The organism is Pseudomonas sp. USHLN015 (assembly GCF_037153275.1).
GTDB lineage: Bacteria > Pseudomonadota > Gammaproteobacteria > Pseudomonadales > Pseudomonadaceae > Metapseudomonas > Metapseudomonas tohonis.
In genome coordinates this window covers 322,148-345,672 of record NZ_JBBCKP010000011.1, presented here as the reverse complement: position 1 = coordinate 345,672, position 23,525 = coordinate 322,148, and the positions used below count along the sequence as shown (strand labels likewise).

21 protein-coding genes and 1 pseudogene are annotated in these 23,525 nt (G+C 69.2%); 7 read left to right on the top strand and 15 right to left on the bottom strand.

The features are described from left to right. On the bottom strand, positions 1 to 2,031 hold a 2,031-nt coding region (locus tag WFQ67_RS23740; protein WP_337058380.1), incomplete at its 3' end, for a condensation domain-containing protein. Between the two features lie 261 nt (positions 2,032 to 2,292). On the opposite strand from WFQ67_RS23740, the gene WFQ67_RS23735 reads away from it, so the two are divergent. After that, entirely contained in the window at positions 2,293 to 3,483 is a 1,191-nt protein-coding gene (locus WFQ67_RS23735; protein ID WP_213629949.1) for a PepSY-associated TM helix domain-containing protein, read from the top strand. A 9-nt stretch (positions 3,484 to 3,492) separates the two neighbouring features. On the opposite strand, the gene WFQ67_RS23730 is transcribed toward WFQ67_RS23735, so the two are convergent. Together WFQ67_RS23730 and WFQ67_RS23725 are read right to left on the bottom strand one after the other, a co-directional pair. Beyond that, complete coding sequence (locus WFQ67_RS23730; RefSeq protein ID WP_244863034.1) at positions 3,493 to 4,110, bottom strand: thioesterase II family protein; 618 nt, start codon at positions 4,108 to 4,110, stop codon at positions 3,493 to 3,495. 163 nt (positions 4,111 to 4,273) lie between these two features. Beyond that, complete coding sequence (locus tag WFQ67_RS23725) at positions 4,274 to 5,680, bottom strand: aspartate aminotransferase family protein (protein ID WP_213629947.1); 1,407 nt, start codon at positions 5,678 to 5,680, stop codon at positions 4,274 to 4,276. 231 nt (positions 5,681 to 5,911) lie between these two features. On the opposite strand from WFQ67_RS23725, the gene WFQ67_RS23720 reads away from it, so the two are divergent. From WFQ67_RS23720 to WFQ67_RS23710, 3 genes are all read left to right on the top strand, one after another. After that, on the top strand, positions 5,912 to 6,448 hold the full coding sequence (locus tag WFQ67_RS23720; RefSeq protein ID WP_337058379.1) for a hypothetical protein: 537 nt from the start codon (positions 5,912 to 5,914) through the stop codon (positions 6,446 to 6,448). Between the two features lie 3 nt (positions 6,449 to 6,451). Further along, positions 6,452 to 6,757: a cyclic-phosphate processing receiver domain-containing protein gene (locus tag WFQ67_RS23715; RefSeq protein WP_337058378.1), complete on the top strand. Its 306-nt coding sequence runs from the start codon at positions 6,452 to 6,454 to the stop codon at positions 6,755 to 6,757. A gap of 228 nt (positions 6,758 to 6,985) precedes the next feature. Next, on the top strand, positions 6,986 to 7,672 hold the full coding sequence (locus WFQ67_RS23710; RefSeq protein WP_213629942.1) for a hypothetical protein: 687 nt from the start codon (positions 6,986 to 6,988) through the stop codon (positions 7,670 to 7,672). Positions 7,673 to 7,767: 95 nt separating this feature from the next. On the opposite strand, the gene WFQ67_RS23705 is transcribed toward WFQ67_RS23710, so the two are convergent. The 8 genes from WFQ67_RS23705 to WFQ67_RS23670 form a co-directional block, all read right to left on the bottom strand. Next, the gene (locus WFQ67_RS23705) at positions 7,768 to 9,447 is read right to left on the bottom strand and encodes a methyl-accepting chemotaxis protein (protein WP_337058377.1); all 1,680 of its coding nucleotides are present in this window, start codon (positions 9,445 to 9,447) and stop codon (positions 7,768 to 7,770) included. A 249-nt stretch (positions 9,448 to 9,696) separates the two neighbouring features. Next, the gene (locus tag WFQ67_RS23700; RefSeq protein ID WP_263154141.1) at positions 9,697 to 10,137 is read right to left on the bottom strand and encodes a hypothetical protein; all 441 of its coding nucleotides are present in this window, start codon (positions 10,135 to 10,137) and stop codon (positions 9,697 to 9,699) included. A 69-nt stretch (positions 10,138 to 10,206) separates the two neighbouring features. Further along, positions 10,207 to 11,466 carry an NAD(P)/FAD-dependent oxidoreductase gene (locus WFQ67_RS23695; protein ID WP_337058376.1) on the bottom strand — a complete coding sequence of 420 codons (1,260 nt, stop codon included), beginning with the start codon at positions 11,464 to 11,466 and terminating at the stop codon, positions 10,207 to 10,209. 2 nt (positions 11,467 to 11,468) lie between these two features. Continuing rightward, positions 11,469 to 13,046, bottom strand: a complete 1,578-nt coding sequence (locus WFQ67_RS23690) for an aldehyde dehydrogenase (NADP(+)) (protein ID WP_337058375.1) — start codon at positions 13,044 to 13,046, stop codon at positions 11,469 to 11,471. 57 nt (positions 13,047 to 13,103) lie between these two features. Beyond that, positions 13,104 to 14,051, bottom strand: a complete 948-nt coding sequence (locus WFQ67_RS23685) for a dihydrodipicolinate synthase family protein (RefSeq protein WP_337058374.1) — start codon at positions 14,049 to 14,051, stop codon at positions 13,104 to 13,106. 45 nt (positions 14,052 to 14,096) lie between these two features. Beyond that, positions 14,097 to 15,023, bottom strand: coding sequence for a 4-hydroxyproline epimerase (locus WFQ67_RS23680; RefSeq protein WP_337058373.1), 927 nt, complete (start codon positions 15,021 to 15,023; stop codon positions 14,097 to 14,099). Positions 15,024 to 15,035: 12 nt separating this feature from the next. Further along, positions 15,036 to 16,067 carry an Ldh family oxidoreductase gene (locus tag WFQ67_RS23675; RefSeq protein ID WP_337058372.1) on the bottom strand — a complete coding sequence of 344 codons (1,032 nt, stop codon included), beginning with the start codon at positions 16,065 to 16,067 and terminating at the stop codon, positions 15,036 to 15,038. A 39-nt stretch (positions 16,068 to 16,106) separates the two neighbouring features. Next, positions 16,107 to 17,729, bottom strand: coding sequence for an APC family permease (locus tag WFQ67_RS23670; protein WP_337058371.1), 1,623 nt, complete (start codon positions 17,727 to 17,729; stop codon positions 16,107 to 16,109). 277 nt (positions 17,730 to 18,006) lie between these two features. On the opposite strand from WFQ67_RS23670, the gene WFQ67_RS23665 reads away from it, so the two are divergent. The 3 genes from WFQ67_RS23665 (at position 18,007) to WFQ67_RS23655 (ending at position 20,285) form a co-directional block, all read left to right on the top strand. Further along, positions 18,007 to 18,786: an AraC family transcriptional regulator gene (locus WFQ67_RS23665; protein ID WP_337058370.1), complete on the top strand. Its 780-nt coding sequence runs from the start codon at positions 18,007 to 18,009 to the stop codon at positions 18,784 to 18,786. 145 nt (positions 18,787 to 18,931) lie between these two features. Continuing rightward, on the top strand, positions 18,932 to 19,501 hold the full coding sequence (locus WFQ67_RS23660; protein ID WP_337058369.1) for a DUF4124 domain-containing protein: 570 nt from the start codon (positions 18,932 to 18,934) through the stop codon (positions 19,499 to 19,501). Between the two features lie 46 nt (positions 19,502 to 19,547). Continuing rightward, a complete protein-coding gene (locus tag WFQ67_RS23655) occupies positions 19,548 to 20,285 on the top strand; it encodes a substrate-binding periplasmic protein (RefSeq protein ID WP_337058368.1) in 738 nt (245 codons plus the stop codon). 209 nt (positions 20,286 to 20,494) lie between these two features. Here WFQ67_RS23655 and WFQ67_RS23650 read toward each other — a convergent pair whose 3' ends face one another. From WFQ67_RS23650 to WFQ67_RS30515, 4 genes and pseudogenes are all read right to left on the bottom strand, one after another. Then, positions 20,495 to 20,962, bottom strand: a complete 468-nt coding sequence (locus tag WFQ67_RS23650; protein ID WP_337058367.1) for a hypothetical protein — start codon at positions 20,960 to 20,962, stop codon at positions 20,495 to 20,497. Positions 20,963 to 20,998: 36 nt separating this feature from the next. Further along, entirely contained in the window at positions 20,999 to 21,466 is a 468-nt protein-coding gene (locus WFQ67_RS23645) for a tetratricopeptide repeat protein (protein WP_337058366.1), read from the bottom strand. A 123-nt stretch (positions 21,467 to 21,589) separates the two neighbouring features. Then, positions 21,590 to 22,354: a methyl-accepting chemotaxis protein gene (locus WFQ67_RS30520; protein WP_442969623.1), complete on the bottom strand. Its 765-nt coding sequence runs from the start codon at positions 22,352 to 22,354 to the stop codon at positions 21,590 to 21,592. A 93-nt stretch (positions 22,355 to 22,447) separates the two neighbouring features. Beyond that, a pseudogene (locus tag WFQ67_RS30515) lies at positions 22,448 to 23,452 on the bottom strand (HAMP domain-containing protein); the annotation flags it as partial. Between the last annotated feature and the right edge of the window lie 73 nt (positions 23,453 to 23,525).

Genomic DNA, 23,525 nt, shown 5'->3' with positions numbered 1-23,525 from the left:
ATTGGTCAGCGCCGAATGACGGTTGCCAGCGCCCTTGGGCTTGCCGGTGGAACCGGAGGTGTAGATCACATAGGCGAGGTTTTCGGCGTGAAGCGCGATACCGGGATTGGTCTCCGGGAAGTCGTCGAATAGCGCCCGGTCCAGATCGATGCGCTGCACGCCTTCGGCCAACGGCAGCTCCAGGTGCGACTGGCTCAGCAGAAAGTTCACGCCGCTGTCGTCGAGCATGTAGGCCAGGCGCTCGGCCGGGTATTCCGGGTCCAGCGGCACATAGGCGCCGCCGGCCTTCAGGATCGCCAGCAGGCCCACGACCATTTCGATGGAGCGCTCGACGGCAATGCCCACCAGGCTGTCCGGACCGACGCCCTGGGCGATCAGCGCATGGGCCAGGCGGTTGGCGCGCTGGTTGAGCGCGGCATAGCTGAGCGTTTCAGTGCCGAAGGCCAGTGCCGGAGCGTCCGGGGTGCGTTGCACCTGGGCTTCGATCAGCTGGTGCACCGGGGTATCGAGCGGGTACGCGGTGGCCGTGGCGTTCCAGCCGTGCAGCTGGGTTTCGCGCTCGCTGGGCGAGAGCAGCGGCAGTTCGGCGATGGGCGCATCGGGCCGGGTGACCATGGCTTCCAACAGGCCCAGCCAGTGGCCGGCCATGCGCTCGATGGTCGCCGCCTCGAACAGGTCGGTGGCGTAGGTCAGGGCGGCATGGAGCTGGCCACCCTTTTCGTAGGTATCCAGGCTGAGGTCGAACTGGGTGGTCCGGCTGCGCCAGTCCAGCGGTGCGAAGCGCAGCCCGCCCGGCGCGCCGAGCGCTTCGATGTCCGCCACGTGCGGCTGGTGGTTGAACATCACCTGGAACAGCGGCGCATGGCTGAGGGTGCGTTCCACGGCCAGCGCTTCCACCAGGCGCTCGAAGGGCAGGTCCTGGTGGGCCTGGGCGCCGAGCACGCATTCGCGGACCTGTTCGAGGAGCGCACGGACCCGCAGCTCCGGCTGGAACCGTGCGCGCAGCACCTGGGTGTTGACGAAGAGGCCGATCAGCCCCTCCACCTCGGCGCGGTTGCGGTTGGCGACAGGCACGCCGATCCGCAGGTCGTCCTGCCCGCTGTAGCGCTGCAACAGCACCTCGAACCCCGCCAGCAGCAGCATGAACAGCGTCAGCCCCTGCTCCCGCGCCGCCGTGCGCAGGGCGCCGGCCAGGGGCATGGGGAGGGTGAATTCGTGGCGCTCGCCACGGTAGCTGGCCCGGGCCGGACGGGCATGGTCGAGGGGCAGTTCCAGCACCGGCTGGTGGTCGCCCAGTGCCGCACGCCAGTAGGCCAGCTGGCGCTCCTGCTCGCCGGCCTCCAGCCAGCTGCGCTGCCACAGGGCGTAGTCGGCGTACTGCACCGGCAAGTCCGGCAGGCTCGCCACCCTCCCCTCGACGGCGGCGGCATAGAGCTGCCCGAGCTCGTCGATCAGCACGTTCATCGACCAGCCGTCGGAGACAATGTGGTGCAGGGTGAGCAGCAGGACGTGCTGCTCCGCGCCCAGCCGGATCAGCCGGACCCGCAGCAGCGGGCCCTGTTCGAGGTCGAACGGACGCAACGATTCGGCCAGCGCCTCCTGGCGCAGGTGCTCTTCGCGGGCCGCTTCCGCCCACGCGCTGCAGTCCTCGAATGCCACGGCCAGCGGCCGCTGCAAGGGGCCAAGCTGCAGGCGCTCGCCGGAGGCGTCGAACACCGTGCGCAGCGAGGCATGCCGCGCCACCAGGCCGGCGAAGGCCCGTTCCAGGGCGCTCCTGTCCAGGGGGCCGCTGAGGCGCACGGCGCTGGGCAGGTTGTAGGCACCGCTCTGCGGGTCCAGTTGCCAGAGGAACCACATGCGCTGCTGCGCATAGGACGGGCACTGGCTGTCGGCGTGCTCGACGCCGGCGGGAATCGGGAAGACCGAGAAGTCGATCCCTTCGCCACGCAGGCTCTCCAGGAACATCCGGCGCTTTTCCAGGGGCAGCTCGATAAAGCGGCGGGCGAGTTTCAGGGAGTCTTCTGCGTTCATCTGTCGTTTCCGTACTCGTGGGCAGCACGCAATGCGTGCTCGATTGCTCAAGGAGAACGGACGGCAGGTGCGGAAAATTACCTGCGCGGCAATGCCACGGACACAGGGCGACGACCGCACCCGTGCCACGGCAGGAAGGCCCTCAACGGGCCATCGGCGGGCGCGTCCTAAATTTTTCGCGGCCTCGTTCGTCCATAAGGCAGCGCCGCTTTCGGGCAACGAAGCGCGCAGCGTCGTCATTCCCCAGGAACAGCCCCGCCCATGCCGAAGAAGTCCCGCTCCCGCCTCTGGTTCCTCGTCCACAGCTGGCTGGCCCTGCCGATCTGGTGCTTCATGCTGATCGTCTGCGTGACCGGCACCCTGGCGGTGGTGAGCCAGGAACTGGTCTGGCTGGCCAAGCCGGAAGTCCGCGCGAGCCGGCCACAGGCCGACATGCCCCGCCTGGGCTACGACCGGATCGTCGCGGGCATCCGCGACGCCCAGCCCGAGGCCTCGATCAGCGCCATCCGCCGGCCGGGCGAGGACCATTTCGCGCTGGTCGTCGACGTCAGCTACCCCGACACCCGCGAGGCCAGCCTCTACGTGAACCCCTACACGGGGGTGATCCAGGGGCGCAGCTCCAGCTTCGACTTCCGCCAGTTCACCCGCGCCCTGCACGGCTGGTGGCTGGTGCCCTTCACCAACGGCTACAGCTGGGGCTGGTACCTGGTGTCGCTGCTCGGCCTGCCGATGCTCGCCTCGCTGGTCACCGGCCTGGTGGTCTACAAGCGGTTCTGGAAGGGCTTTCTCACGCCGCGCCTGCGCATCGACCAGGGCGCCCGCATCTTCTGGGGCGACTTCCATCGCCTGTCGGGCATCTGGTCGATCTGGTTCATCGCGGTCATCTCCATCACCGGCCTGTGGTTCCTGGTCCAGGCGATCCTCGTCGACAACCACGTGACCCTGTCCAGCGAGGGCATCCCGCCGGTGCTGGCGCGGGACGCCGTGCCCGTGGCGCAGCCGGGCAAGCCCGTGGAGCGGATCGGCCTGGACCGTGCCATCGAGATCGCCAGCCAGGCCATCCCGACGCTGGAGGCCAACGCCCTGTACTTCCCCGAGGACGCCTACAGCGCCCTGTACATCTACGGCAACAGCCGCTACCCGCTGATGTACCAGTCCGTTGCGCTCAACCCGTTCGACGGTCATGTCGAGGCCGTGCGCAGGCTCGGCGACCGCACGCCGCTGGAGTTCGTCACCGAGTCGATGCACCCGCTGCACACGGGCGACTTCGGCGGCCTCTGGAGCAAGGCGATCTGGTTCGTCTTCGGCCTGCTGCTGAGCCTGATGGTGCTCAGCGGCTTCCTGATCTGGAGCAAGCGCACCGCCCAGGCGACCCTGGCGCTGGTGAAGCGCAACCAGCGCCTGGCCGGCATCCGGCCGATGGGTGAGCCGCCCGTGGCATGCCGGGAATAGGCCAAGGGGTCAGACGGCCTCGGCACCCGGCCAGCGCCCGGCGAGCCCGTCCAGCTGGCGGACGAGGTAGGCGAGCACGTCGGCCTGCCGGTCGCGGATGAAGCGATGGTCCCCTTCGAAGAGCCTGAGCTGCAGCCGGCCTGTGGTTTCCTCGCTCCAGGCCTTGAGTTGCGCCTTGCGGGGGCCGTCGTCGACTCCTGCCAGGACGTGCACAGGGCAAGCGAGCGGCGTACGCGGCCGGTGCCGATAGGCGGCCTGGGGCACGCCGGCGTCGGGCCGCCAGTTGGCGATGCCGCGCTGGTATTCGGCCCAGCGCGACGGCGCGACCGAGCCCGAGGCGAACAGGCCCAGCGAGCCTGGCGCGCCCCGCTCGCGCAGGGCATAGAGCATCTCGCAGGCCGCCAGCGCGCCGAAGCCGTGGCCGATGACCGCATAGGGCAGGCGTCGCACGTCCATCTCCACCCTTCGCGCCAGCTGCCCGGCGACGGCTGCGGACAGCCCGGGCGCCTCCGGCAGCCACACGGGGCGGACCTGCACCCAGGCAGGCAACAGCGCGCCCCAGGCCGGGTAGTCCACCGCGCCGACGCCGGGGCAGGCAACGCAGAACAGTCGCAGAGCGGGCGTCATTCAGCCCACCGACAGGCAGCCGACCACCCACGCGGGGCAAGGGGCGGCAGCTCGTGGCGATCGGACAGGGCGTGCATTGCTTCGGCTCGTGATGGACGGCATGGCCGCCGCACGCCTCCGTCGGGCGGGGCGTGCAAGCGGCCCATTGCGGGCGGGAACGGGCTCAGGCCGGTTCGACGAGGGCGGCGGCCAGGGCACGGGCGAAGCGGCGGGCGACTTCGTCCACCTGTTCGGCGGTGATGATCAGCGGCGGCAGGAAGCGCACCACGCTGCCGTGGCGGCCGCCCAGTTCGATGATCAGCCCGCGCTTGAGGCACTGGGCCTGCAGGCGCGAGGCCAGGGCGCTGAAGGTCGGGGGGTGACCCAGCGCATCACGGGGGCCGGACGGGTCAACCAGCTCGACGCCGAGCATCAGCCCGCGCCCACGGATATCGCCCAGCTGCGGGTAGTCGCGCTGAAGTTCGCGCAGGTGGCCGGCCAGGCGCTCGCCCATGGCGGCGGCGTGGGCGGGGATGTCGTGGTCCTTGAGGTAGCGCAGCACCGCCGAGCCGGCGGCCATGGCCATCTGGTTGCCACGGAAGGTGCCGGCGTGGGCACCCGGGCCCCAGACGTCGAGCCACTCGCGGTAGACCATCACCGCCAGCGGCAGGCTGCCGCCGATGGCCTTGGACAGCACCACCACGTCAGGAACGATGCCGGCGTGCTCGAAGGCGAACATCCTGCCGGTGCGGCCGAAGCCGCTCTGGATCTCGTCGACGATCAGCGCCACGCCGGCCTTCTCGGTGATGCGGCGCAGGCCGCGCAGCCACTCGATGTCCGCCGGCACCACGCCGCCCTCGCCCTGCACCGCCTCGACTATCACCGCCGCCGGCAGCAGCACGCCGGCCTCGGGGTCGCTGAGCAGGTTCTCCAGGTAATGCAGGTTGGCGCGTACGCCGGCCTCGCCACCCAGCCCGAAGGGGCAGCGGTAGGCATAGGGATAGGGGGCGAACTGCACGCCATTGCCGAGCACCGCGCCCAGGGCCTTCTTCGGCCCCAGGTTGCCCATCAGCCCCAGGGCGCCCTGGCTCATGCCGTGGTAGCCGCCCTGGAACGAGAGGATGGTGCTGCGCCCGGTGGCGGTGCGCACCAGCTTGAGCGCCGCCTCCACCGCGTCGGTGCCGGTGGGGCCGCAGAACTGGATCTTCGCCTCGCGGGCCAGGTCCTCGGGCAGCAGGCCGAAGAGGTCCTGGACGAACTGGTCCTTCACCGGGGTGGTGAGGTCCAGGGTGTGCAGCGGCAGCTCGTCGGCGAGCACCTGGCGGATCGCATCGATCACCACCGGGTGGTTGTGACCCAGCGCCAGGGTGCCGGCACCGGCGAGGCAATCGATGAAGGTGCGGCCCTCGACGTCCTCGACATACAGCCCACGCGCACGCTTGAGCGCCAGGGGGATGCGCCGGGGGTAGCTGCGGGCGTTGGATTCCTGCTGCTTCTGGCGGGCCAGCAGCGGCGACTCCTCGAACTGGTAGAGCGTCTCTTCTTCAGCGGCCAGCGGCAGGCTGGCATTGAGGCTGGTAGCGGCTTGCATCCTTCGACCCTCGATAAAGTGGCATCAAGCTCCGGGCCGTGCGCTTGTGGCGCTTCTCGGCCTTGTGCAGAGGAGACGATGGGCGAAGGTGGGGATTTAGACGGAACGCGTGAAGCCCGTTGCAGCGCAGGATAAACTGCGCGGCCTTGCCCGCTCCCGGCTGGCCGCACGGCGAATCGAATCGAAGTGGACCGCTCCCTGGTAGATGAACTGCTCACCACAGCTGGCCTGATGCGCCAGCACCTTCTGCATGCCTTGGCGATCCGCGTGGAGACGCTGGAATTCCGCACCCACGACGAGGGCCTCTGTGACGCCAGGCTCTACCGCTGCGCCAGGTCGGACGTTGCCACGCCCGCCCAGGCCCTGGTCGCGCTGCTCAATCACGAACTGCACCGGGTGGAGGATTGGGCGATGGAGGAAACGACTCCAGAGCATGTCGACCACCTGCTGCAGCGCTGGCTGTTGCCGGAACTCGTCAACGCTCGTCCTGCCAGCATCGACCCGCAGGAGGCGACTCATGAGATCGCCAGCCTGGGGGACGCCATCCGCAACGCCATCATGGAGCGCCGCGCCAATCCTGCGCGCCCCTGGTACAGCGACCGCTGGGGGATCTTCCTCGACGGCCAGCCACTGCCGCTGGACACCCCGATCCTCCCTGAGCCGCTGACCGAATCGGTGCTGGCCTTGCAGGACAACTGGAACGAGAAGCTCTATTTCTGCGAAACCCGCGATACCTGGCTGCTCTACAGCTGGGCGACAGGAGCCTGAGCAATGAAGGTCTATCTGGACGACGAACGCGCCACGCCCGACGGCTGGGTCCGCGCCTGGTGGCCGCTCGAGGTGATCGAGCTGTTGAAGACGGGCCAGGTCAGCGAACTGAGCCTGGACCACGACCTGGGCGACGACGAGCGCGGCACCGGTTACGACGTGATCCTGTGGGTCGAGGAAGCGGTGGCCCTGCACGGCTTCGTGCCGCCGCGCATCGCCGTGCATTCGGCCAACGCCTCGGCGGTGCCGAAGATGCAGGCCGGCGTGCGCTCCATCGAAGCCCTGGCGCAAGGCAACCGCCAGACGTAGCCCGGGCTTCAGCCCGGGAGCCTGGGCACTGCGCAACGCCCCTCCTGCTGGATCAGGCGCATGCACGGAAGGCGATCTGGTCTAGTCTTTCGCAGCAGCCAATCCAAGGAGGAACGCCAAATGCCACGGGGCCCCAGGAAGACCAGCCGATTCCGGATCGAATCGGACCCGATCACGCGGAAGATCAGGATCAAGGGCCGGCCAGCCTGGACCTCCCAGGCGACCAAGGTGAAGGTCAACCAGAACGCCAAGAAGGGCCATGTGGAGGACAGGCGTCACATGCTCCATTGGAGCCAGGTCATCCGCAAGCTGGCCGAAGCCACCTTCAACGCCTTGAAGAGCGACTCCATATCGACAAAGGACTTCTACCGGAACCTGACGGCTCCCTTGATATCCAGGAAGTGGAAGCGCATCCCCAGTACCCCGGATGGGGTGATGCTGATGATTGCCAAACGCTTGAACAGCACGCCGGCCAACCTGGTACCGGACAGGGCCGACATCAACAAGGCCATCGAGATCGTTCGCAAGAGCATCGACCAGTTCGCGACCTACCTGCGAGACAGCTCGACCTACGAAGACACCAAGGACGATCCGAGCCTGCATGTGAAGCGCATGAGTGCCATCCGCCTCAAGGCCAAGGAGCTGTTCCCCACGGGCAATACCAGCAGCCTGATCCATAGCCGCATCAGCGAGATCAATAGCGAGATACTCAAGATCATCAACGAGAGCCAGGCCCCCTGCCAACTCTGGGAGCTGCTGCACTCGCTGCGCCACTCGGTGACCTTCGACCTCTCTTCCAAGGCCGTACGTGACAGCACGGAAGCCACGCTCGACTGGCTCAATCGGATGCAGTTAGCCGCTCACAGTGCCCCGGCGGCGCGCCTGGAAGTGCTGGTATCCCTGACCGATATCTAGGCCTGGCCCGGGTTTCAGCCCGGGAGCCCATGCACCGCCATGCAGGCCACCCGGTGCGTCGCCGAGACGATCGGCAACGCACCCGCCCTCTTCCCTCAATCCGCCCGATAGCGCCCCACCAGCTGCTGCAATCCACCGGCCATCTCACCCAGGCGCTGGGTGATGTCGCTGGCGGTGCGCGAGCCGGCGGCGGTCTGTTCGGCGATGGCGGCGATCTGGTGCACGTTGGCGTTGATGGATTCGCAGACCTGGGTCTGCTCCTCCGCCGCAGCGGCGATCTGCGCGTTCATGCCGTTGATGGTGGTGGTCGCCTCGACGACCGCCTCCAGGGCCTGGCCGACCCGGCCCACCTCCACCACGGCGCGGGCGCTGCCGCCGCGGATCTGGCCGATGGCGGCGATGGCCTCGCGAGCGCCGGCCTGCAGGCGGCCGATCATTTCCTGGATTTCCGCCGTACTGCTCTGGGTGCGCCCCGCCAGCGTGCGCACCTCATCGGCGACGACCGCGAAGCCGCGCCCCTGGTCACCGGCACGCGCGGCTTCGATGGCGGCGTTGAGCGCCAGCAGGTTGGTCTGCTCGGCGACGCCGTGGATCACATCCAGCACGCCGCCGATGCCCTCGGACTCGCTGCCCAGCCGGCGGATGATCTCGACCCCGCTTTCCACCTGCCCCTCCAGCCCGTCGATCACCTCGGCGGCGCTGCGCACCAGGTCCTGCGCGCCCTGCACCCGGTTCTCCGCAGCCTGGGCCGCCTGCGCCGCGCCGGCCGCACTGCTGGCGACCTGCAGGGCCGCCGCCGACATCTGCTCCATGGCGGTAGCCAACTGATCGCTTTCCACATGCTGGCTGGCGATGCCCTGGCCGGTCTGCTCCATGAAGGCACCCAGCTCCTCGCTGGCGGCCCCCAGGGTGGCGGCGGACGAGCGCGTCTGCCGCACCAGTTGGCGGACCTGTTCGGCGAAGTGGTTGAAGGCCCGCGCCAGGGTGCCCAGCTCATGGCCGGCGGAAGGGTCCAGGCGGCGGGTCAAATCGCCTTCGCCCCGGGCGATGTTCTCCATGGTCCGCACCGCCTGGTCCAGGGGCTGATGGATGCTGCGTGCCAGCAGGGTCGCCAGGGCGGCGATCAGCGCCAGCAGGAGGGCGGCGGAAGCGGCGCTGCGGATCAAGCTCAGGCGCACGGCAGTGGCGAATTCCCGCTCCAGCCCGGCGAGCTGCGTTTCCAGGTCGTCGATGTAGAAGCCGGTGCCCAGCACCCAGTCGCTGTCGGGCATCGGCACCACGTAGGCGAGCTTCGGCGAGGGCTCCTCCTCGCCGGGCCGCGCCCAGCCGTATTCCACGTAGCCCCCCCCGGCGGCGCCGGCCTCGACGTACTCGCGCACCAGATGGCGACCCTCGGGGCTGGTGGAGTCCCAGTAGATCGTGCCTTCGCGGGCCGGGTTGTCGGCGCTCATCACCTGCACGCCCTGGCTGTCGTAGGCGAAGAAGTAGCCGCTGCCGCCGTCGAAGCGCAGGCTGCGCAGCGCCTCCTTGATGCGCTCGCGGCCCGCTGCCGAGCCGCCGTTGGCCAGGGGCGCCACGGCGCTCAGTGCCAGTTCCATGTAGTTGGCCAATTGCTCGCGCTTGGCCGCCAGCAACGACTCGCGCAGGTCGTCGCGGCTGAGATCGCGCAGTTCCCGGGCCTGGGATACGAACAGCCAGGCGCTGATCGTGGCCAGCGCCAGGACCGGCAGCAGCGCCAGGAGGAGGATCTTCTGCCTGATGGATAAGCGATTCATCCCGTCATTCCCTCTGTGAGTGTCGACGGGGCCTTCTAGCACGGTGGCAGCCTGGACGACGGAGCGCCGGCCGAGCCCCTCATCGTCACCAGGAAACGACGCAGGCGCTCGCGCAGGCAGCAGGCGCACGGCCTGCCGTGGTCGGGCGGGAGGACGTGGGCACAGGCGCACGGCGGGTTCGCACCCGTCCGGCCCCCGGGGCCGGCATGCCCCTACGGCGCAATCACCGGCGGGCAGCCGGCTCGCGGGTCAGGTCCCCTGGATCGCGCCCCACACCTGCGCCAGCCCCACCAGGTGCAGCCCGCCCAGCGTCAGGCAGATGGCCGAGCTCCACAGCCAGAAGGCGGCGCTGCGGCCCAGCCCGCGCTTGACCAGCAACAGCCCGCCGAGCCCCCGCAGCAGGTACACCGCCGTGACCAGGCACAGCACCGGCCGTGTCAGGGGAAGTGGCAGGCCGAGCCCGGCCAGCAGCGCGTAGAGCGCCCAGAGCCCCAGCACCGTGGCGATGGCCAGGGTGACCAGCGTGGCCACCGGGCTGCCGGCCTCGGCCAGGCGCGCCATGCGCTCACCGGCACCGAAGAAGCGATACCAGGGTGCGCCGTAGCGGATGCAGCCCAGGTGCAGCAGCGCGGCGATGGCGCTCAGGACGCCACCGGCCAGCAGGAAGGGGTTGGGGAAAAGGTCGTCCATGGCGAAGCTCCTGTGCAGAGGCCCGCCATTCTGGATGCCCTCGGCAGCCTGCGCCAGCACCCGGGGGCACTAGCTCGCGAAGCGCCCCAGCCGGTACGCCTCCAGCCCCGCCACGGCCTGCCCCTGGGCCAGTTGGCCGATGTACTCGGCGGTGACGGCCGCCTGGGTCAGCCCGAGGTGCTGGTGGCCGAAGGCGAGCAGGACGCGGCCCTCGCCCACCCGGTCGATGATCGGCAGCGAGTCCGGCAGCGAGGGGCGGAAGCCCATCCAGGGGCTGGCGCCTTCGGTGTCCAGCTCGTCACGGAACAGCCCCTGGCTAAGGCGGTGCAGCTGCCACGCGCGGGGCATGTTCGCCGGCTTCTCCAGCCCGGCGAACTCCACGGTGCCGGCCAGGCGCAGGCCGCCGGCCATGGGCGTCATGATGAAGCGCCGTTCGAGGCTGGTGACGGCGAACGGCAGCCGCCCCTGCTCCCGGGGCAGCATCAGGTGGTAGCCGCGCTCGGTGTCCAGCGGCACCCGCGTGCCAGTGAGGCGTTCGGTGAGCGGCGCGGAGTGGGCCCCGCAGGCCAGCAGCACCTGGCGGGCGCGCAGGCTGCCGCCGTCCAGCCTCAGGGCGACGCCCTCCGCCAGCCGCTGGCCGTCGAGCACGCACTGGCGATGGAAGGTGACGCCCAGCGCCTCGGCCGCCCGCGCCAGTTCGCCGACCACCAGGTGCGGGTCGATGAAGTGCCCGGTGGCCGGGAAGAACAGCCCGCCGCGAATCCCGTCGCTGAGCTGGAGCGCCGCCGCGTGAACGGCCTCCGCCTCCCAGAACGCCACCGGCACGCCCTGCCCGGCCATGCTCGCCTGGAGGGCCTGCAGCGCCGCACGGGAGGCGTCCTGCTCGTACACCAGCAGCGAACCGTCCTCGCGCAGCAGGTCGGGCCGCTCGATGGCCTGCAGCAGGCGGCGCCAGGCACCCAGGCTGGCTTCGTTGAGGGCCCGCAGGCCGGCCACGGTGCGGGCGAAGGGCGCTGCCCGCAGGTTGAGCAGCAGGCGCAGGAACCAGGGGGTGGCGCGCGGCAGGTAGGTCCAGTCCAGGCGCAGCGGGCCCATGGGGTCGAGGAGCATGCCCGGCAGGCGCTTGAGGATCGACAGGTCGGCGATCGGGAACACCTGCTCGGTGGCCAGGTGCCCGGCGTTGCCGAAGGAGGCGCCCTGCCCCACGCCGTCCGGGTCGAACACCTGCACCCGCCGCCCCTGGCGCGCGAGCTGCAGGGCGCAGGCGACACCGATGACACCGGCGCCGACCACCGCGACATCCACATCCGCTGGCTGGAGGTCGCCCATGTTCAGGCCTCCCGCTCGCCGTCGAGCAGCCGCCGCAACCCCAGGGGATTGGCCTCGCGCAGCGCCGCCGGCAGCAAGGCATCGGGGAAGCCCTGGTAGCACACCGGTCGCAGGAAGCGCTGGATGGCGGCGGTGCCCACCGAGGTGGAACGGGCATCCGAGGTGGCCGGGAATGGCCCGCCGTGGACCATGGCATCGCACACCTCCACCCCGGTGGGCCAGCCGTTGACCAGCACCCGGCCAGCCTTGCGTTCCAGGGCCGGCAACAGCGCGTGGGCGGCATCGAGGTCGGCGTCGTCCAGGTGCAGGGTGGCGGTGAGCTGGCCCTCCAGGGCATCGAGGATGCGGGACACCTGCTCTGCGCCCTCGCACTGCACCACCAGCGCCGCCGCGCCGAAGACCTCGCCGTGCAACTGCGGGTCGGCGAGGAAGGCCTCGGCATCGGTGACGAACAGCTGCGCCTGGCAACGGTTCGGCCCGTCCCCGGGTTCGCCGCTGGCGACCCGGCGCACCTGCGGGTGGCGGGCCAGGGTTGCGACCCCGGCCGCGTAGGCCTGGTGGATGCCGGGGGTGAGCATCACCTGGGCCTTGCACGGGCGCAGCTGCTCGGCGGCGTGGGCGAGGAAGGCATCCAGCGCCGCACCGCGAGGCGCGATGAGCAGGCCCGGGTTGGTGCAGAACTGCCCGGCGCCCAGGGTCAGCGAGGCGATGAAACCCTGCGCCAGGGCCGCGCCACGGGCCTGCAAGGCGGCGGGAAACAGCAGCACCGGGTTGATCGAACTCATCTCGGCATAGACCGGGATCGGCTCCGGCCGCGCCTGGGCCGCCTGGCACAGGGCGAGGCCACCGCTGCGCGAGCCGGTGAAGCCGACCGCCTTGATGCGCGGGTCCGTCACCAGGCCAAGGCCCACTTCGCGGCCGGCGCCGAACAGCAGCGAGAACACGCCTTCGGGCATGCCACAGCGCTCGACCGCGCGGGCCACCGCCTGCCCCACCAGCTCGCTGGTGCCGGGGTGGGCGCCATGGGCCTTGACCACCACCGGGCAGCCGGCAGCCAGGGCCGAGGCGGTGTCGCCGCCGGCCACGGAGAAGGCCAGGGGGAAGTTGCTGGCACCGAACACCGCCACCGGCCCCAGGGGCACCTGGCGCTGGCGCAGGTCGGGCCTGGGCAGGGGTTGGCGCTGGGGTTGCGCGCGGTCGATGCGCACGTCCAGCCACTCACCCGCGCGCAGGGTGCGGGCGAAGGTGCGCAGTTGCTGGCAGGTGCGGCCGCGCTCGCCCTGCAGGCGCGCCTGTGGCAGGCCCGTCTCGGCCATGGCGCGCTCGATCAGCGCCTCGCCCAGGGCTTCGATGGCATCGGCGATGGCGTCGAGGAAGGCCGCCCGGGCGGCCGGCGTGGTGTCCCGGTACGGATCGAAGGCGGCCCAGGCCAGGGCGCAGGCCTGCTCCACCTGCTGGCGGCTGGCGCCCGGGTAGGCGGGTTGCAGGTGTTGGCCGGTGGCCGGGTCAATGGCGTGGAGGGCGTCGCGGGTGCCGGGCACCGCTGCGCCGCCGATCAGCATCTTGCCTGTGAGGGTCATGGGGCATCCTGGATGGCGGGTGGGCCCCACCGCCCACGGGCGGCGGGGCGGGCGGGTTCAGGCGAGGTTCTGCTCGGCGGTCCAGTTGGCGTACCACTGGCGGAACAGGCCGTACTGCTGCTCGGCGTAGCGGCGCTGGGAGTCACTGAGGGCGTCGCTCTCGTTGAAATGCAGGCGGTACTCGCGGTCGCCGTTGAGCACCATCAGGTACTTGTAGAACAGCACCAGGTCGCAGCCCTCGTCGAAGGACGAGAGCACGTCCAGGGCGGCGCTCAGCTCCAGGGCCTGGCGGCGTGCGCGGGCATCGCCCTGGGCGGCCTGGCGGCTCAACGAGACCAGCAGCAGCACCTCGCGGGGCAGCACGTTGCCGATGCCGGTGATGGTGCCGGTGGCGTTGCAGTTGACGTAGCCGTGGAACACCTGGGTGTCGACGCCGGCCATGAGGATCACCTCGTCATCCCGCGAGGTGATGTGCTCGGCGGCGTAGCGCATGGCGTCGGCACCGCCGAATTCCTTGAAGCCGATCAGGTTGCGGTGCTGCCCACGCAGTTCGAAGAACAGGTCGGCGCGGGTGGAGAAGCTGTAGTACGGGCTGTTGTAGATCACCGACGGCAGCTCCGGCACGGCCTGCAGCACGGCAGTGAAATGCGCCTTCTGCGCCGCCGGCGAGGCCGCGCGGGACAGCAGCCGCGGGATCACCATCAGCCCCTGGGCGCCGACCTTGGCGGCATGGGCGGCGTGGGCCACTGCCTCGCGGGTGCTCACCGCGCCAGTGCCGACGATGGTGGGCACGCCGGCCTTCACCAGGCGCGCCACGCCTTCCTGGCGCTGGGCCTCGCTGAGCAGGGGCCAGTCGCCCATGGAGCCGCAGTAGACCACGCCGCTCATGCCGGCCTGGACCAGTTCGCGGCCCTTGGCCACCAGGGCGTCGTAGTCCGGCTGGCGTGCGTCGGTGCAGGGGGTCATGAGGGCGGGGATGCAGCCACGGAAGATATCGATGTTCATGCTGTCGCTCCTTGAGCAGGGATTCAGGGTTCGGGAAAACGGGGCTCAGATGCCCCAGGCGAAGGGGTCCTGCTCGTCGATGAGCAGGGTGCTGTCGGCGGTGAGGTGGGCACGCCCGGTGATGAAGGGACGGATGCGCTCGCCCTCCCACTCGTAGTGCCCTTCGAAGCGGCTGCCGGTGATGCTGGCCTGCACCCAGCGCTGGCCGGGGGCGAGCTTGCCGTCCGCCGCCAGGCAGGCCAGCTTGGCGCTGGTGCCGGTGCCGCAGGGGGAACGGTCGTAGGCCTTGCCGGGGCACATGACGAAGTTGCGGCTGTCGGCCTCGGCGTCGGCGGCGAACAGCTCGACGTGGTCGATCAGCGCCCCGCCCTCGCCGTGGATGCCCTGGGCCTCCAGGGCCCGCAGCATCGCCCAGGTGTAGGCGGTCAGGGCCTCGACGTTGTCCAGCTCCAGGCGCTGGCCGTGGTCGTTGACCAGGAAGAACCAGTTGCCGCCCCAGGCGATGTCGCCATGGACCACGCCATGGCCGGGCACCTCCACCGGCACCTGCCGGCGATGGCGGTAGGCCGGCACGTTGCCGAGGGTGACGCGGCCGTCCTCATGGAGGGTGGCGCTGACGGTGCCCACCGGGGTGTCGATGCGGTGCTCGCCGGGGGCCATCAGCCCCAGGTGCTGCAGGGACGCCACCAGGCCGAGGGTGCCGTGGCCGCACATGCCGAGGTAGCCGGCGTTGTTGAAGAAGATCACCCCGCAGGTGGCGCCCGGCGTCACCGGCGGGCGGTACAGCGCGCCCACCAGCACGTCGTTGCCGCGCGGCTCCAGCAGGCAGGCGCGGCGCCAGTGGTCGTGCTGCTCGCGCAGGCTGTCGCGCTGCTCGGCGAGGGTGCGGCCGGCGGGTTCGGGAAAGCCGTCCATCACCAGCCGCGTGGGTTCGCCGCCGGTGTGGGAATCGATGACATGGATGCGCTTCATGGGGCGGCTCCGTCAGGTCGGGGAATGGGGGTGGTCGATCAGGCGCTGGATGTCGTCCAGCAGCGCCCGGCCGACCCAGACGCCTTCGCGTTCGCTGCGCTGGCGGGCGGCGAAACGGCGTTGCGACGGCAGCCGCGCGCCCTGGTCGGTGATGGTGGCGAACAGCGCCTCGGCCCGCTGCCGGCCGGCCTCCAGCTCGCTGCCGAGAAAGCGCGCCGGGTCGAAGGCCAGCAGCAGCTCGCCATGGAGCGGCGTGGCACCGGCGCCGCCGTCGAAGGCCAGGGACTCGGCGCTGGTGAGGTCGCCGATCAGCGCGCCGGCCATCAGCTCGATCATCGCCGCCAGGGCCGAGCCCTTGTGGCCGCCGAAGGTCTGCATGGCGCCTTCCAGCACGGCGCGCGCATCGGTGCTGGGCCGCCCTTCGGCATCCAGCCCCCAGCCCAGGGGAATCGGCTTGCCCTGGCGGGCGTGCAGCTCGATGTCGCCCCGGGCGATGGCGCTGGTGGCGAAATCGAAGACGAAGGGCTCGCGCCCCTCACGGGGCCAGGCGAAGGCCAGCGGGTTGGTGCCGAACACCCCCTGGCGGCCGCCTTCCGGGGCCACCCAGGCGTGGCTGGGGGTCATGGCCATGCCCACCAGGCCTTCGGCGGCGATGGCCTCCACCTCCGGCCACAGCGCGGAGAAGTGGAAGCAGTTGCGGATCACCAGGGCGGCGACACCCAGCTCGCGGGCCTGCTCCACCAGCAGCGGCAGGCCGGTCTGCAGCGCCAGCAGCGAGTAGCCCCGCTGCGCATCGACGCGGACGATGGCCGGCGCCGGGCGGCTCACCCTTGGTTGGGCATGCGGGTCCACCTTGCCGCTGCGCAGCGAATGCACGCACACCAGCACCCGGTACAGGCCGTGGGAATGGCATTCGTCACGCTGGCCCCGGGTGATGGTGTCGGCGATGGCGCGGGCATGGTCCTCGCCCATGCCGTTGACGGTCAGCGCACGCAGTGCCAGGGCATGCACCTGGTCGAGGCTGAGGTTGATGAGATCGTTCATGGCCAGACTCCTTCCGGTCATCGGGTTGCAGGCAGTGGGCTAGGCGCGGCCGGGAAAGGCCGTGATGGAAGGCGCGACATCCGCATCGGTGCCCTCCTCGCTTTCATCCTCGCCGCTGAGGCGGATCAGCTCGGCCGGCACGCCGGTGGTGGCGCCCCAGTGGTAGATGCCCAGGGCACAGGCGGCCACGGCGAGGGTGTCGTAGGGGTGGCCGAGCACGCCCAGGCCGCCGAAGCTGCCCAGCCAGGAGAGCAGCAGGGTCACGGCGTAGAAGCCGATCAGCCAGGCGGACGAGCGCACCTGCTGGGCGATGCCCAGGTGCTCGGTGGGCACGAAGCGGCGGCACAGCAGGTAGATCACGAACATCAGGATCTGCAGACTCAGCAGCCAGGACACGGTGCCCCAGCCGGACCAGTAGACGATCAGCGCGGCGATCACGAAGGACAGCGGCCCCATCACCGCCAGGCCCCGCACGCGGAACGGGCGCGGCATGTCCGGCGCGTTGCGGCGCAGGGCCGCCACCGTCACCGGCGCCACCGCGTAGCTCAGCACCAGGGCGGCGGACACCACGTTGATCAGCGCCTCCCAGGAGGGGAACGGCAGGGTCCAGAACACCGACAGGCCGAAGGTCAGCCACAGCGCCGGGCGCGGGATACCGGAGCCTTCGTCGATGCGGGTGAATATGCGGAAGAAGGTGCCGGTCTGCGCCCAGCCGTAGATCACCCGCGGCGTGGCGTTCATGTAGATGTTGCCGCAGCCGCTGGGCGAGACCACCGCGTCGGCCACCACCAGGTAGGCCAGCCAGCCCACCCCGAGCACCAGGGCGATGTCGCGGTACGGCAGGGCGAACTCCTTGGACATCCCGGCCCAGCCGTTGGCCAGCAGTTCGGTCGGCACCGCGCCGAGGAAGGCCACCTGCAGCAGCACGTAGATGGCGGTGGAGAGCAGCACCGAGAGGATCAGCGCGATGGGGATGGTGCGCTGCGGGTTCTTCACCTCGCTGGCCACCGAGATGATCGGCGTCAGCCCCAGGTACGCGAAGATGATGCCGCCGGCCGACACCGCCATCTCGATGCCCGAGAGGCCGAACGGCGCGAAGCCCTGCACCTGGAAGTTCTCGGGCTTGAAGAAGGTGAAGAGCACGCCGATGACCAGCAGCGGCACGATGAACTTGAACACGCTGACCAGGTTGTTGGCGCGGGCGAAGGTCTTGACGCTGCGGTAGTTGAGCCAGAAGAACAGGCACAGCAGGCCGAACTGCACCAGCCAGCCGATCAGCGTCGGGTCGCTGGAGCCCGCCTCGGTGAGGCCCGGGAACCAGGCCGCCGCGTACTGGCGGGAGGCGACCACCTCGATGGCCACCAGGCTGGAAAAGGCGATCAGCGTGATGAAGCCCATCAGGTAGCCCAGCAGCGGGCCGTGGGAGAACACCGGGTAGCGCACCACGCCGCCGGCACGCGGCAGCGCTGCGCCCAGCTCGCAGTAGATGATGCCCAGCAGCAGCACCGCGAAGCCGCCGAGGAGCCAGGAGAAGATGCCCGCCGGGCCTGCGATGGCGGAGACGTGGCTGGCCGCGAACAGCCAGCCGGAGCCGAAGATGGCCCCCAGGCCGATGAAGGTGAGGTCCGTCAGGGACAGCTGTTTCTTGAACTTTCCAGACATGGCGTAGCCTTCTTGTGCGTTATTGGATGGGCTGGAAGATCCCGCTGCAGCGCTTACGTGGAAGACGAATCGGGCAAGCCATGCCCCTTCGCCCGCCGGCGCCACGCCGCATGCGACGGCCATAGAGTGGACTGGCCGGGCGGCGCGGGGCTTGATGCTTTTCCCCAGGTCCGATGACGAAATCAGCACAATGAGACGGGCCCGCACGAGCTCGCTCGACAGCCCCTCCGGGCTGCGGCACTCTCCTGGCGATCAGGCTTCGAGAGAGGTGCAAGGCATGGTGCGCAGAACACTGGCGGCCCTGGCCGCGATAGAGCCCCAGCGCCGTCCGGCATCCCTGGACGATCTGCTGGCCAGCGCCGAGCTGCTGTTGCCGGTGCTGGATGCGATTTCCAATGCGGCGATCTTTATCAAGGACACCCAGGCCCGCTACGTGCTGGCCAATCGCACCCTGGTGCAGCGCTGCGGCCTCAAGCAGTTGCAGCCGCTGCTGGGCAGGACCAGCGCGGAGGTCTTCCCCGCCCAGCTCGGCCCCGGCTACACCGAGCAGGACCGCCGCGTGCTGGAACAGGGCCAGGTGCTGGAGGACCAGCTGGAGCTGCACCTCTACGGCAGCCGCGAACCCGGCTGGTGCCTGACCCACAAGCGCCCGCTGCTGGACCGCAGCGACGCCATCATCGGCCTGGTGGGCATCTCGGTGGACCTGCAGTCGGTCGCCACCGCCCACCCGGCCTACGCGCGGCTCGCGGAGGTGGACGAGTACATCCGCACGCACTTCCACGAACCCATCACCCTGGACACCCTGACCCGCATCGCCGGGCTTTCGGTCGCCCAGCTGGAGCGCTACTGCACCCGCGCGTTCCAGCTGACGCCCCGGCAGATGATCACCAAGGCCCGCCTGGAACACGCCCACCGCCTGCTGCAGACCGACCGGCCCATCACCGACGTCGCCCTGCAATGCGGCTACACCGACCACAGCGCCTTCAGCCGCCAGTTCAAGCAGCTCACCGGCTTTACGCCACGGCAGTACCGGCAGGCGATGGGCGGAGGCTCATGAGCGTGCGTACCGGGAACACGAGCGCCCCCAACCAACCCCCGCTGTACAGATCGGCCTCGGTACAGCCTGCGGACAGGAGACTGTCGTCGCCCCGGGACAATGGATAGACTCCACCGCCATCCCGGCCCCGTCACAAGGATGTTCGATGCGCCCGCCCCTCGTTTCCGTCCTGCTCGCCTGCGCCCTGCTCCTCGCACCCACCACGCCTGCATCCGCCGCCATCTTCAAATGCAAGGCCGCCAACGGCGCCACCCAGTTTTCCGATCGCCCCTGCGGCACCCCGGGAAACCAGGAAGAGATCGCCCACGAGCCCCCCGCCCCGGCACCGGCTCCCGGCAGCGCCGAGCGCCCCGCCGGGAATGCCGCACCGCAAGACGACACCGAGGCGAGCTACGCGGCGGCCGAGCAGGCCAATCCCCCGCTGATGACCCTGGCCGACCTGCAAGGCACCTGGTCGGACCTGGACTTCGCCTCGCCGCTGCGTGGCTACTGGGTATTCGGTTCCAGCACCGTGCGCATGGACCGCAAGGGCATGGAGGTGCGCAACCGCGTCCAGGCGACCCTGCGCTTCACCCTCAAGGGCAACCTGCTGACCCTGACCCACGAGCCGGATGCGTTCAGGAAAAAACGCTGGGATGAGAAGCTGGTGATCGAGCGCTACGAGCCTGGCCGCCTGATCGACCTCGGCAGCCTGGTGCTCCATCGCGTCCGATAACGCGCCGCCCGGCTACGCTCAATCCGAGAGTTTTCGAGACCGCCTCATGAAAGGGCTTTTCACCCGTTTGCTGCTCGGTGCCGCGCTCGCTATCCAGGCCGCAGGCGCCGCCGAACTGCGCCTGCTCACCGACAACCACCCGCCCCTGCATTTCGAGCGCGATGGCGAGCTGGTGGGCTTCGCCGTCGACCTGCTGCACGAGATCGCCCAGGAGACCGGCGACACGCTCCAGCTGGAGCGAGTACCGCTGCTGCGGGCCCTGCTGATCACCCGCGAAAGCCCGGACGTGGCCGTCTTCACCATCCTGCGCACCCCGGAGCGCGAGGCCGACTACCAACTGGTCGGCCCGCTGCTGGAGGTCGAGACCGCACTCTACGCCCGCACCGACCACACCCCCGCCATCACCGGCCTGGACGAGGCGCGCAAGGTGCAGCGCATCGCCGCCCCGCGCAAATGGCTGGTCTATCGCCGCCTGCAGGAGATGGGCTTCGCCAACCTCTACGGCGTCGACACCCCCGAACAGATGATGCGCCTGCTACGCCTGGGCCGAACCGACCTGGTGGCCGCCGATACCCTCAGCGTCGAAACCATGGCCCGCGAGGAAGGCCTCGCCCCCGATCAGCTGCGCTACGCCGCGCCGGTGATGCACCAGGGCAACTACATCGCCTTCTCCCGGCAGACCGACGCAAGCATCGTCGCCCGCTGGCAGCAAGCGCTGGAGAAGATGCGCGCGGATGGACGGCTGGTGGCGCTGGAGGAGAAGTGGCTGGGTGATGCCAGGTAGCCTTGGGCACCGGGAAACGCCATCCAGCCTCTCGAAACAAGGCACAGAAAAATCGGACCACGGCGCGCGCGTGAGCAGATGAGCCGTTGCCTTCTTCAGTACCTGGTCGCAGAAGGCCCCGCCCTCGACCCGCGTGGGGGGTGAATCAGGTTCTATGCGGCGCCGGAGGAAACATTCCTCAGTTACCTGAACAGCGTGGGCCCATCTGCTCAGCACTCACCCAGCACCAGATAAAGGTCGCTCTGGGACCGATAACAGCTGAAAAGATATTCAGGGCCGTCGCGCCAGAACATGAACAACAGCGCATCACTCACGGCAAGGGCGAATGGCTTTCCACAAAAGCTGCCCAGCACTTCCCGCCAGCGCCACACAACCTCCTCGCCGCTTGGGAGTCTGAAAACGATCAACTCATCCAATAAGCAAGGCTCAAGGCCAACGGGCCTCGACTCCAGCACCTGCCACACGACTTTTCCCGCGTGACAATGGACATGCAGGAAACGTCCGCCATCCGTTTCGACCAGCAGTTCTCGCCCGTTGTAGTGATGCGCTTTCCAGAGGCTTCGATTGATGCAGCGATCAAGCACGTCCTGCCCCTGCCTGCCGGCAGTGGCGATGCTTTGCTCGAAACTGTCGTAAGCCTTTAGCTGCTCGGCGTCACTCTCAACATCTACACGCATACCACTCCTCATACTGCGACCGACTACGGCGCACCTTCACCTGAGTGCTGTCCGCTCATCTTGCACACCCTCGGCTTCAGCCTCTTGCAGCAGTCGTATGGCCTCTTTCAGGTCTGCCCTGATGCCATTCGACCCGTAGAACAGATTCAACCCGTGATAGAGCTTCGCCTGCGGGTGGCCACAGGCAGCAGCCTGCTCGAACAGGATGGCTGCCCGCTGGCAATCCTGCTCAACCCGATCCCCTGTATCGAAGCTCTTCGCCAAGGCAGTGATCGCGGGGACATGGCCCAGCTCAGCCGCCTCACTGAGCATCTCGAAGCTTCTGCGTTCGAACGCCTCGATACCCTCCCCGGGAGCACTGACCGACGAATAGAGAAACAGCGCTGCGGGTACTCGCTGCGCGACGTAGGGAGGGAGGATCGAGCGTGCCACCTGCGGGTTCCCCTCATCCAGCAATCGTTCCGCTTCTCGTATTACGGATTCGGTATCGGTGATGTCATGCATGGACTCAGTTCCTTGATGTAAGGCGAGCAATTTTCACGCTAAAAAAACAGCCCGCCATCAGGCGGGCTGTTTCATTCGCTAAGACTCGATCCACTGCCCGTTCACCGGGCCAGGACCACCCCATCAAATCCTGAACGTATCCACCAGCTGCTTCAGCCGGCCGACCTGCTGATCCAGCTCGGTACAGGCTTTCAGGCTGGCCTGCAGGTTGTGCACGCCGTCCTGGTTGAGGACGTTGATCTCGGTGATGTCCATGTTCAGGCTTTCGATCACCGAGGTCTGTTCCTCGGTGGCGGTGGCCACGGACTGGTTCATGCCGTCGATCTCGCCGATGCGGCGGGTCACGCCGCGCAGGTTTTCGCCGGCCTGGCCGCCGATGCGCACGCTGTCGTCGCTGAAGTGGCGGCTTTCGCCCATGGTCGCCACGGCCTCGCGGGCGCCGGTCTGCAGCTGCTCGATCATCTGCTGGATCTCCAGCGCCGAGCTCTGGGTGCGCTGGGCCAGGTTGCGCACTTCGTCGGCCACCACGGCGAAGCCGCGTCCTGCCTCGCCGGCGCGGGCGGCTTCGATGGCGGCGTTGAGCGCCAGCAGGTTGGTCTGCTCGGAGATGCCCTTGATCACGTCGAGGATCTGGCCGATGTCGTTGCTCTTCTGGCTGAGCACTTCGATGTGGTTGCTGGACGCCTGGATCTTCTCCGACAGCTCGCCCATCGCCACCAGGGTGCGCTCGACCATGCCCTGCCCTTCCTCGGCGTCGCGGCGGGCGTCGCTGGCCTGCTCGGAGGCGTCGGCGGCGTTGCGGGCGATTTCCTGGGCGGCAGCGCCCAGTTCGTTGATGGCGGCGGCCACGCTGTCGGTGCGGGCGGCCTGTTCGCTGGAGTTGGTCATGGAGGCGTTCGACGCCTGCACCACGGTGGTCACCCGTTCGTGCACCTCGCGCGTGGCGGACGCCACTTCGCGGATCGACTTGTGGATGCGCTCGACGAAGCGGTTGAAGGCATCGGCCAGCTCGCCGAACTCGTCACGGGAGTCGATCGACAGGCGCTGGGTCAGGTCGCCCTCGCCCTCGGCGATGCCGCTCATGGCGTGGCTCATCACGTGCAGCGGGCGCAACAGGATGCGGATCAGCCCGCTAAGCAGCAGGAGGATGGCGACCACGCCGATGATGGTGGACATCAGCGCGGAAACGCGGAACTCCTGCAGGGCGGCGAAGGCCTTGGACTCGTCGACGGACAGGCCCACGTACCAGCGCACCCCGGTCAGCCCTTCCACCGGCAGGAAGGTCACGATCCGCGCCTCGCCGTTGCGGTCGCTCACGCTCTGCAGGGCGGACTCCAGGCGCGGCGCGGTGCCGGCGAACAGGTCCGGCAGCTTCTTCAGGACCAGCTGCTGATCGGGGTGGACAAGCACCGTGCCCTTGTCGTCCACCAGGAAGGCGTAGCCCATGCCGCCCAGGTCGAAGGAGTTGAGGATCTCGTCGACCGTCTTCAGCTTGAGGTCACCGCCGACGACGCCCTGCAGGGCGCCCGAGGCGTTCACCGGGCGGGTGATGGTGATCAGCAGGCCGTCGCGCGGGTCGGCGGCCAGGTAGGGCTCGGTCAGGCCGGGGCCGCTGGTCTGCGCCGCCTGCTTGTACCAGGGCCGCTGGCGCGGGTCGTAGCCGGCGGGCAGTTCGCTGGGCGGGAACTGGGTGTAGGTGCCGCTCGCCTGGCCGTAGTACGCATAGAGGAAGGCGGAGGCGATGCTGCGGTGCTGCAGGCTCTTGGCCAAGGCGGCCTCGCTGCTGTCGTCCTCGATGGACTCGGCCAGGTTCTCCAGCAGTTGCATGCGGCCCACCAGCCAGTGCTGGATGTTGCCCGTGGAGACCTGGCCCACATCGTTGAGGTAGTTGGCAAGGTTCTGGCGGATGGCGTTCCGCTGCAGGTAGTCGTTGTACAGCGCGAAGGACGCGAAGGCAGCGATCACCACCAGGGAGGCTGCCACCATGATCTTGTGGCTGAATTTCAGGGTTCGCATGGAGGAACTCGCTCAAAAAAGTGCAAAGGCATGAGGTGGCCAC

Coding starts and splice junctions, on each gene's coding strand:
- WFQ67_RS23700 (WP_263154141.1), bottom strand. CDS start 10,137: ATGGACGACCTTTTCCCCAACCCCTTCCTGCTGGCCGGTGGCGTCCTG.
- WFQ67_RS23670 (WP_337058371.1), bottom strand. CDS start 17,729: ATGTCTGGAAAGTTCAAGAAACAGCTGTCCCTGACGGACCTCACCTTC.
- WFQ67_RS30520 (WP_442969623.1), bottom strand. CDS start 22,354: ATGACCAACTCCAGCGAACAGGCCGCCCGCACCGACAGCGTGGCCGCC.
- WFQ67_RS23665 (WP_337058370.1), top strand. CDS start 18,007: ATGGTGCGCAGAACACTGGCGGCCCTGGCCGCGATAGAGCCCCAGCGC.
- WFQ67_RS23705 (WP_337058377.1), bottom strand. CDS start 9,447: ATGAATCGCTTATCCATCAGGCAGAAGATCCTCCTCCTGGCGCTGCTG.
- WFQ67_RS23675 (WP_337058372.1), bottom strand. CDS start 16,067: ATGAACGATCTCATCAACCTCAGCCTCGACCAGGTGCATGCCCTGGCA.
- WFQ67_RS23685 (WP_337058374.1), bottom strand. CDS start 14,051: ATGAACATCGATATCTTCCGTGGCTGCATCCCCGCCCTCATGACCCCC.
- WFQ67_RS23680 (WP_337058373.1), bottom strand. CDS start 15,023: ATGAAGCGCATCCATGTCATCGATTCCCACACCGGCGGCGAACCCACG.
- WFQ67_RS23715 (WP_337058378.1), top strand. CDS start 6,452: ATGAAGGTCTATCTGGACGACGAACGCGCCACGCCCGACGGCTGGGTC.
- WFQ67_RS23695 (WP_337058376.1), bottom strand. CDS start 11,466: ATGGGCGACCTCCAGCCAGCGGATGTGGATGTCGCGGTGGTCGGCGCC.
- WFQ67_RS23690 (WP_337058375.1), bottom strand. CDS start 13,046: ATGACCCTCACAGGCAAGATGCTGATCGGCGGCGCAGCGGTGCCCGGC.
- WFQ67_RS23655 (WP_337058368.1), top strand. CDS start 19,548: ATGAAAGGGCTTTTCACCCGTTTGCTGCTCGGTGCCGCGCTCGCTATC.
- WFQ67_RS23730 (WP_244863034.1), bottom strand. CDS start 4,110: ATGACGCCCGCTCTGCGACTGTTCTGCGTTGCCTGCCCCGGCGTCGGC.
- WFQ67_RS23650 (WP_337058367.1), bottom strand. CDS start 20,962: ATGCGTGTAGATGTTGAGAGTGACGCCGAGCAGCTAAAGGCTTACGAC.
- WFQ67_RS23660 (WP_337058369.1), top strand. CDS start 18,932: ATGCGCCCGCCCCTCGTTTCCGTCCTGCTCGCCTGCGCCCTGCTCCTC.
- WFQ67_RS23720 (WP_337058379.1), top strand. CDS start 5,912: ATGCGCCAGCACCTTCTGCATGCCTTGGCGATCCGCGTGGAGACGCTG.
- WFQ67_RS23735 (WP_213629949.1), top strand. CDS start 2,293: ATGCCGAAGAAGTCCCGCTCCCGCCTCTGGTTCCTCGTCCACAGCTGG.
- WFQ67_RS23645 (WP_337058366.1), bottom strand. CDS start 21,466: ATGCATGACATCACCGATACCGAATCCGTAATACGAGAAGCGGAACGA.
- WFQ67_RS23725 (WP_213629947.1), bottom strand. CDS start 5,680: ATGCAAGCCGCTACCAGCCTCAATGCCAGCCTGCCGCTGGCCGCTGAA.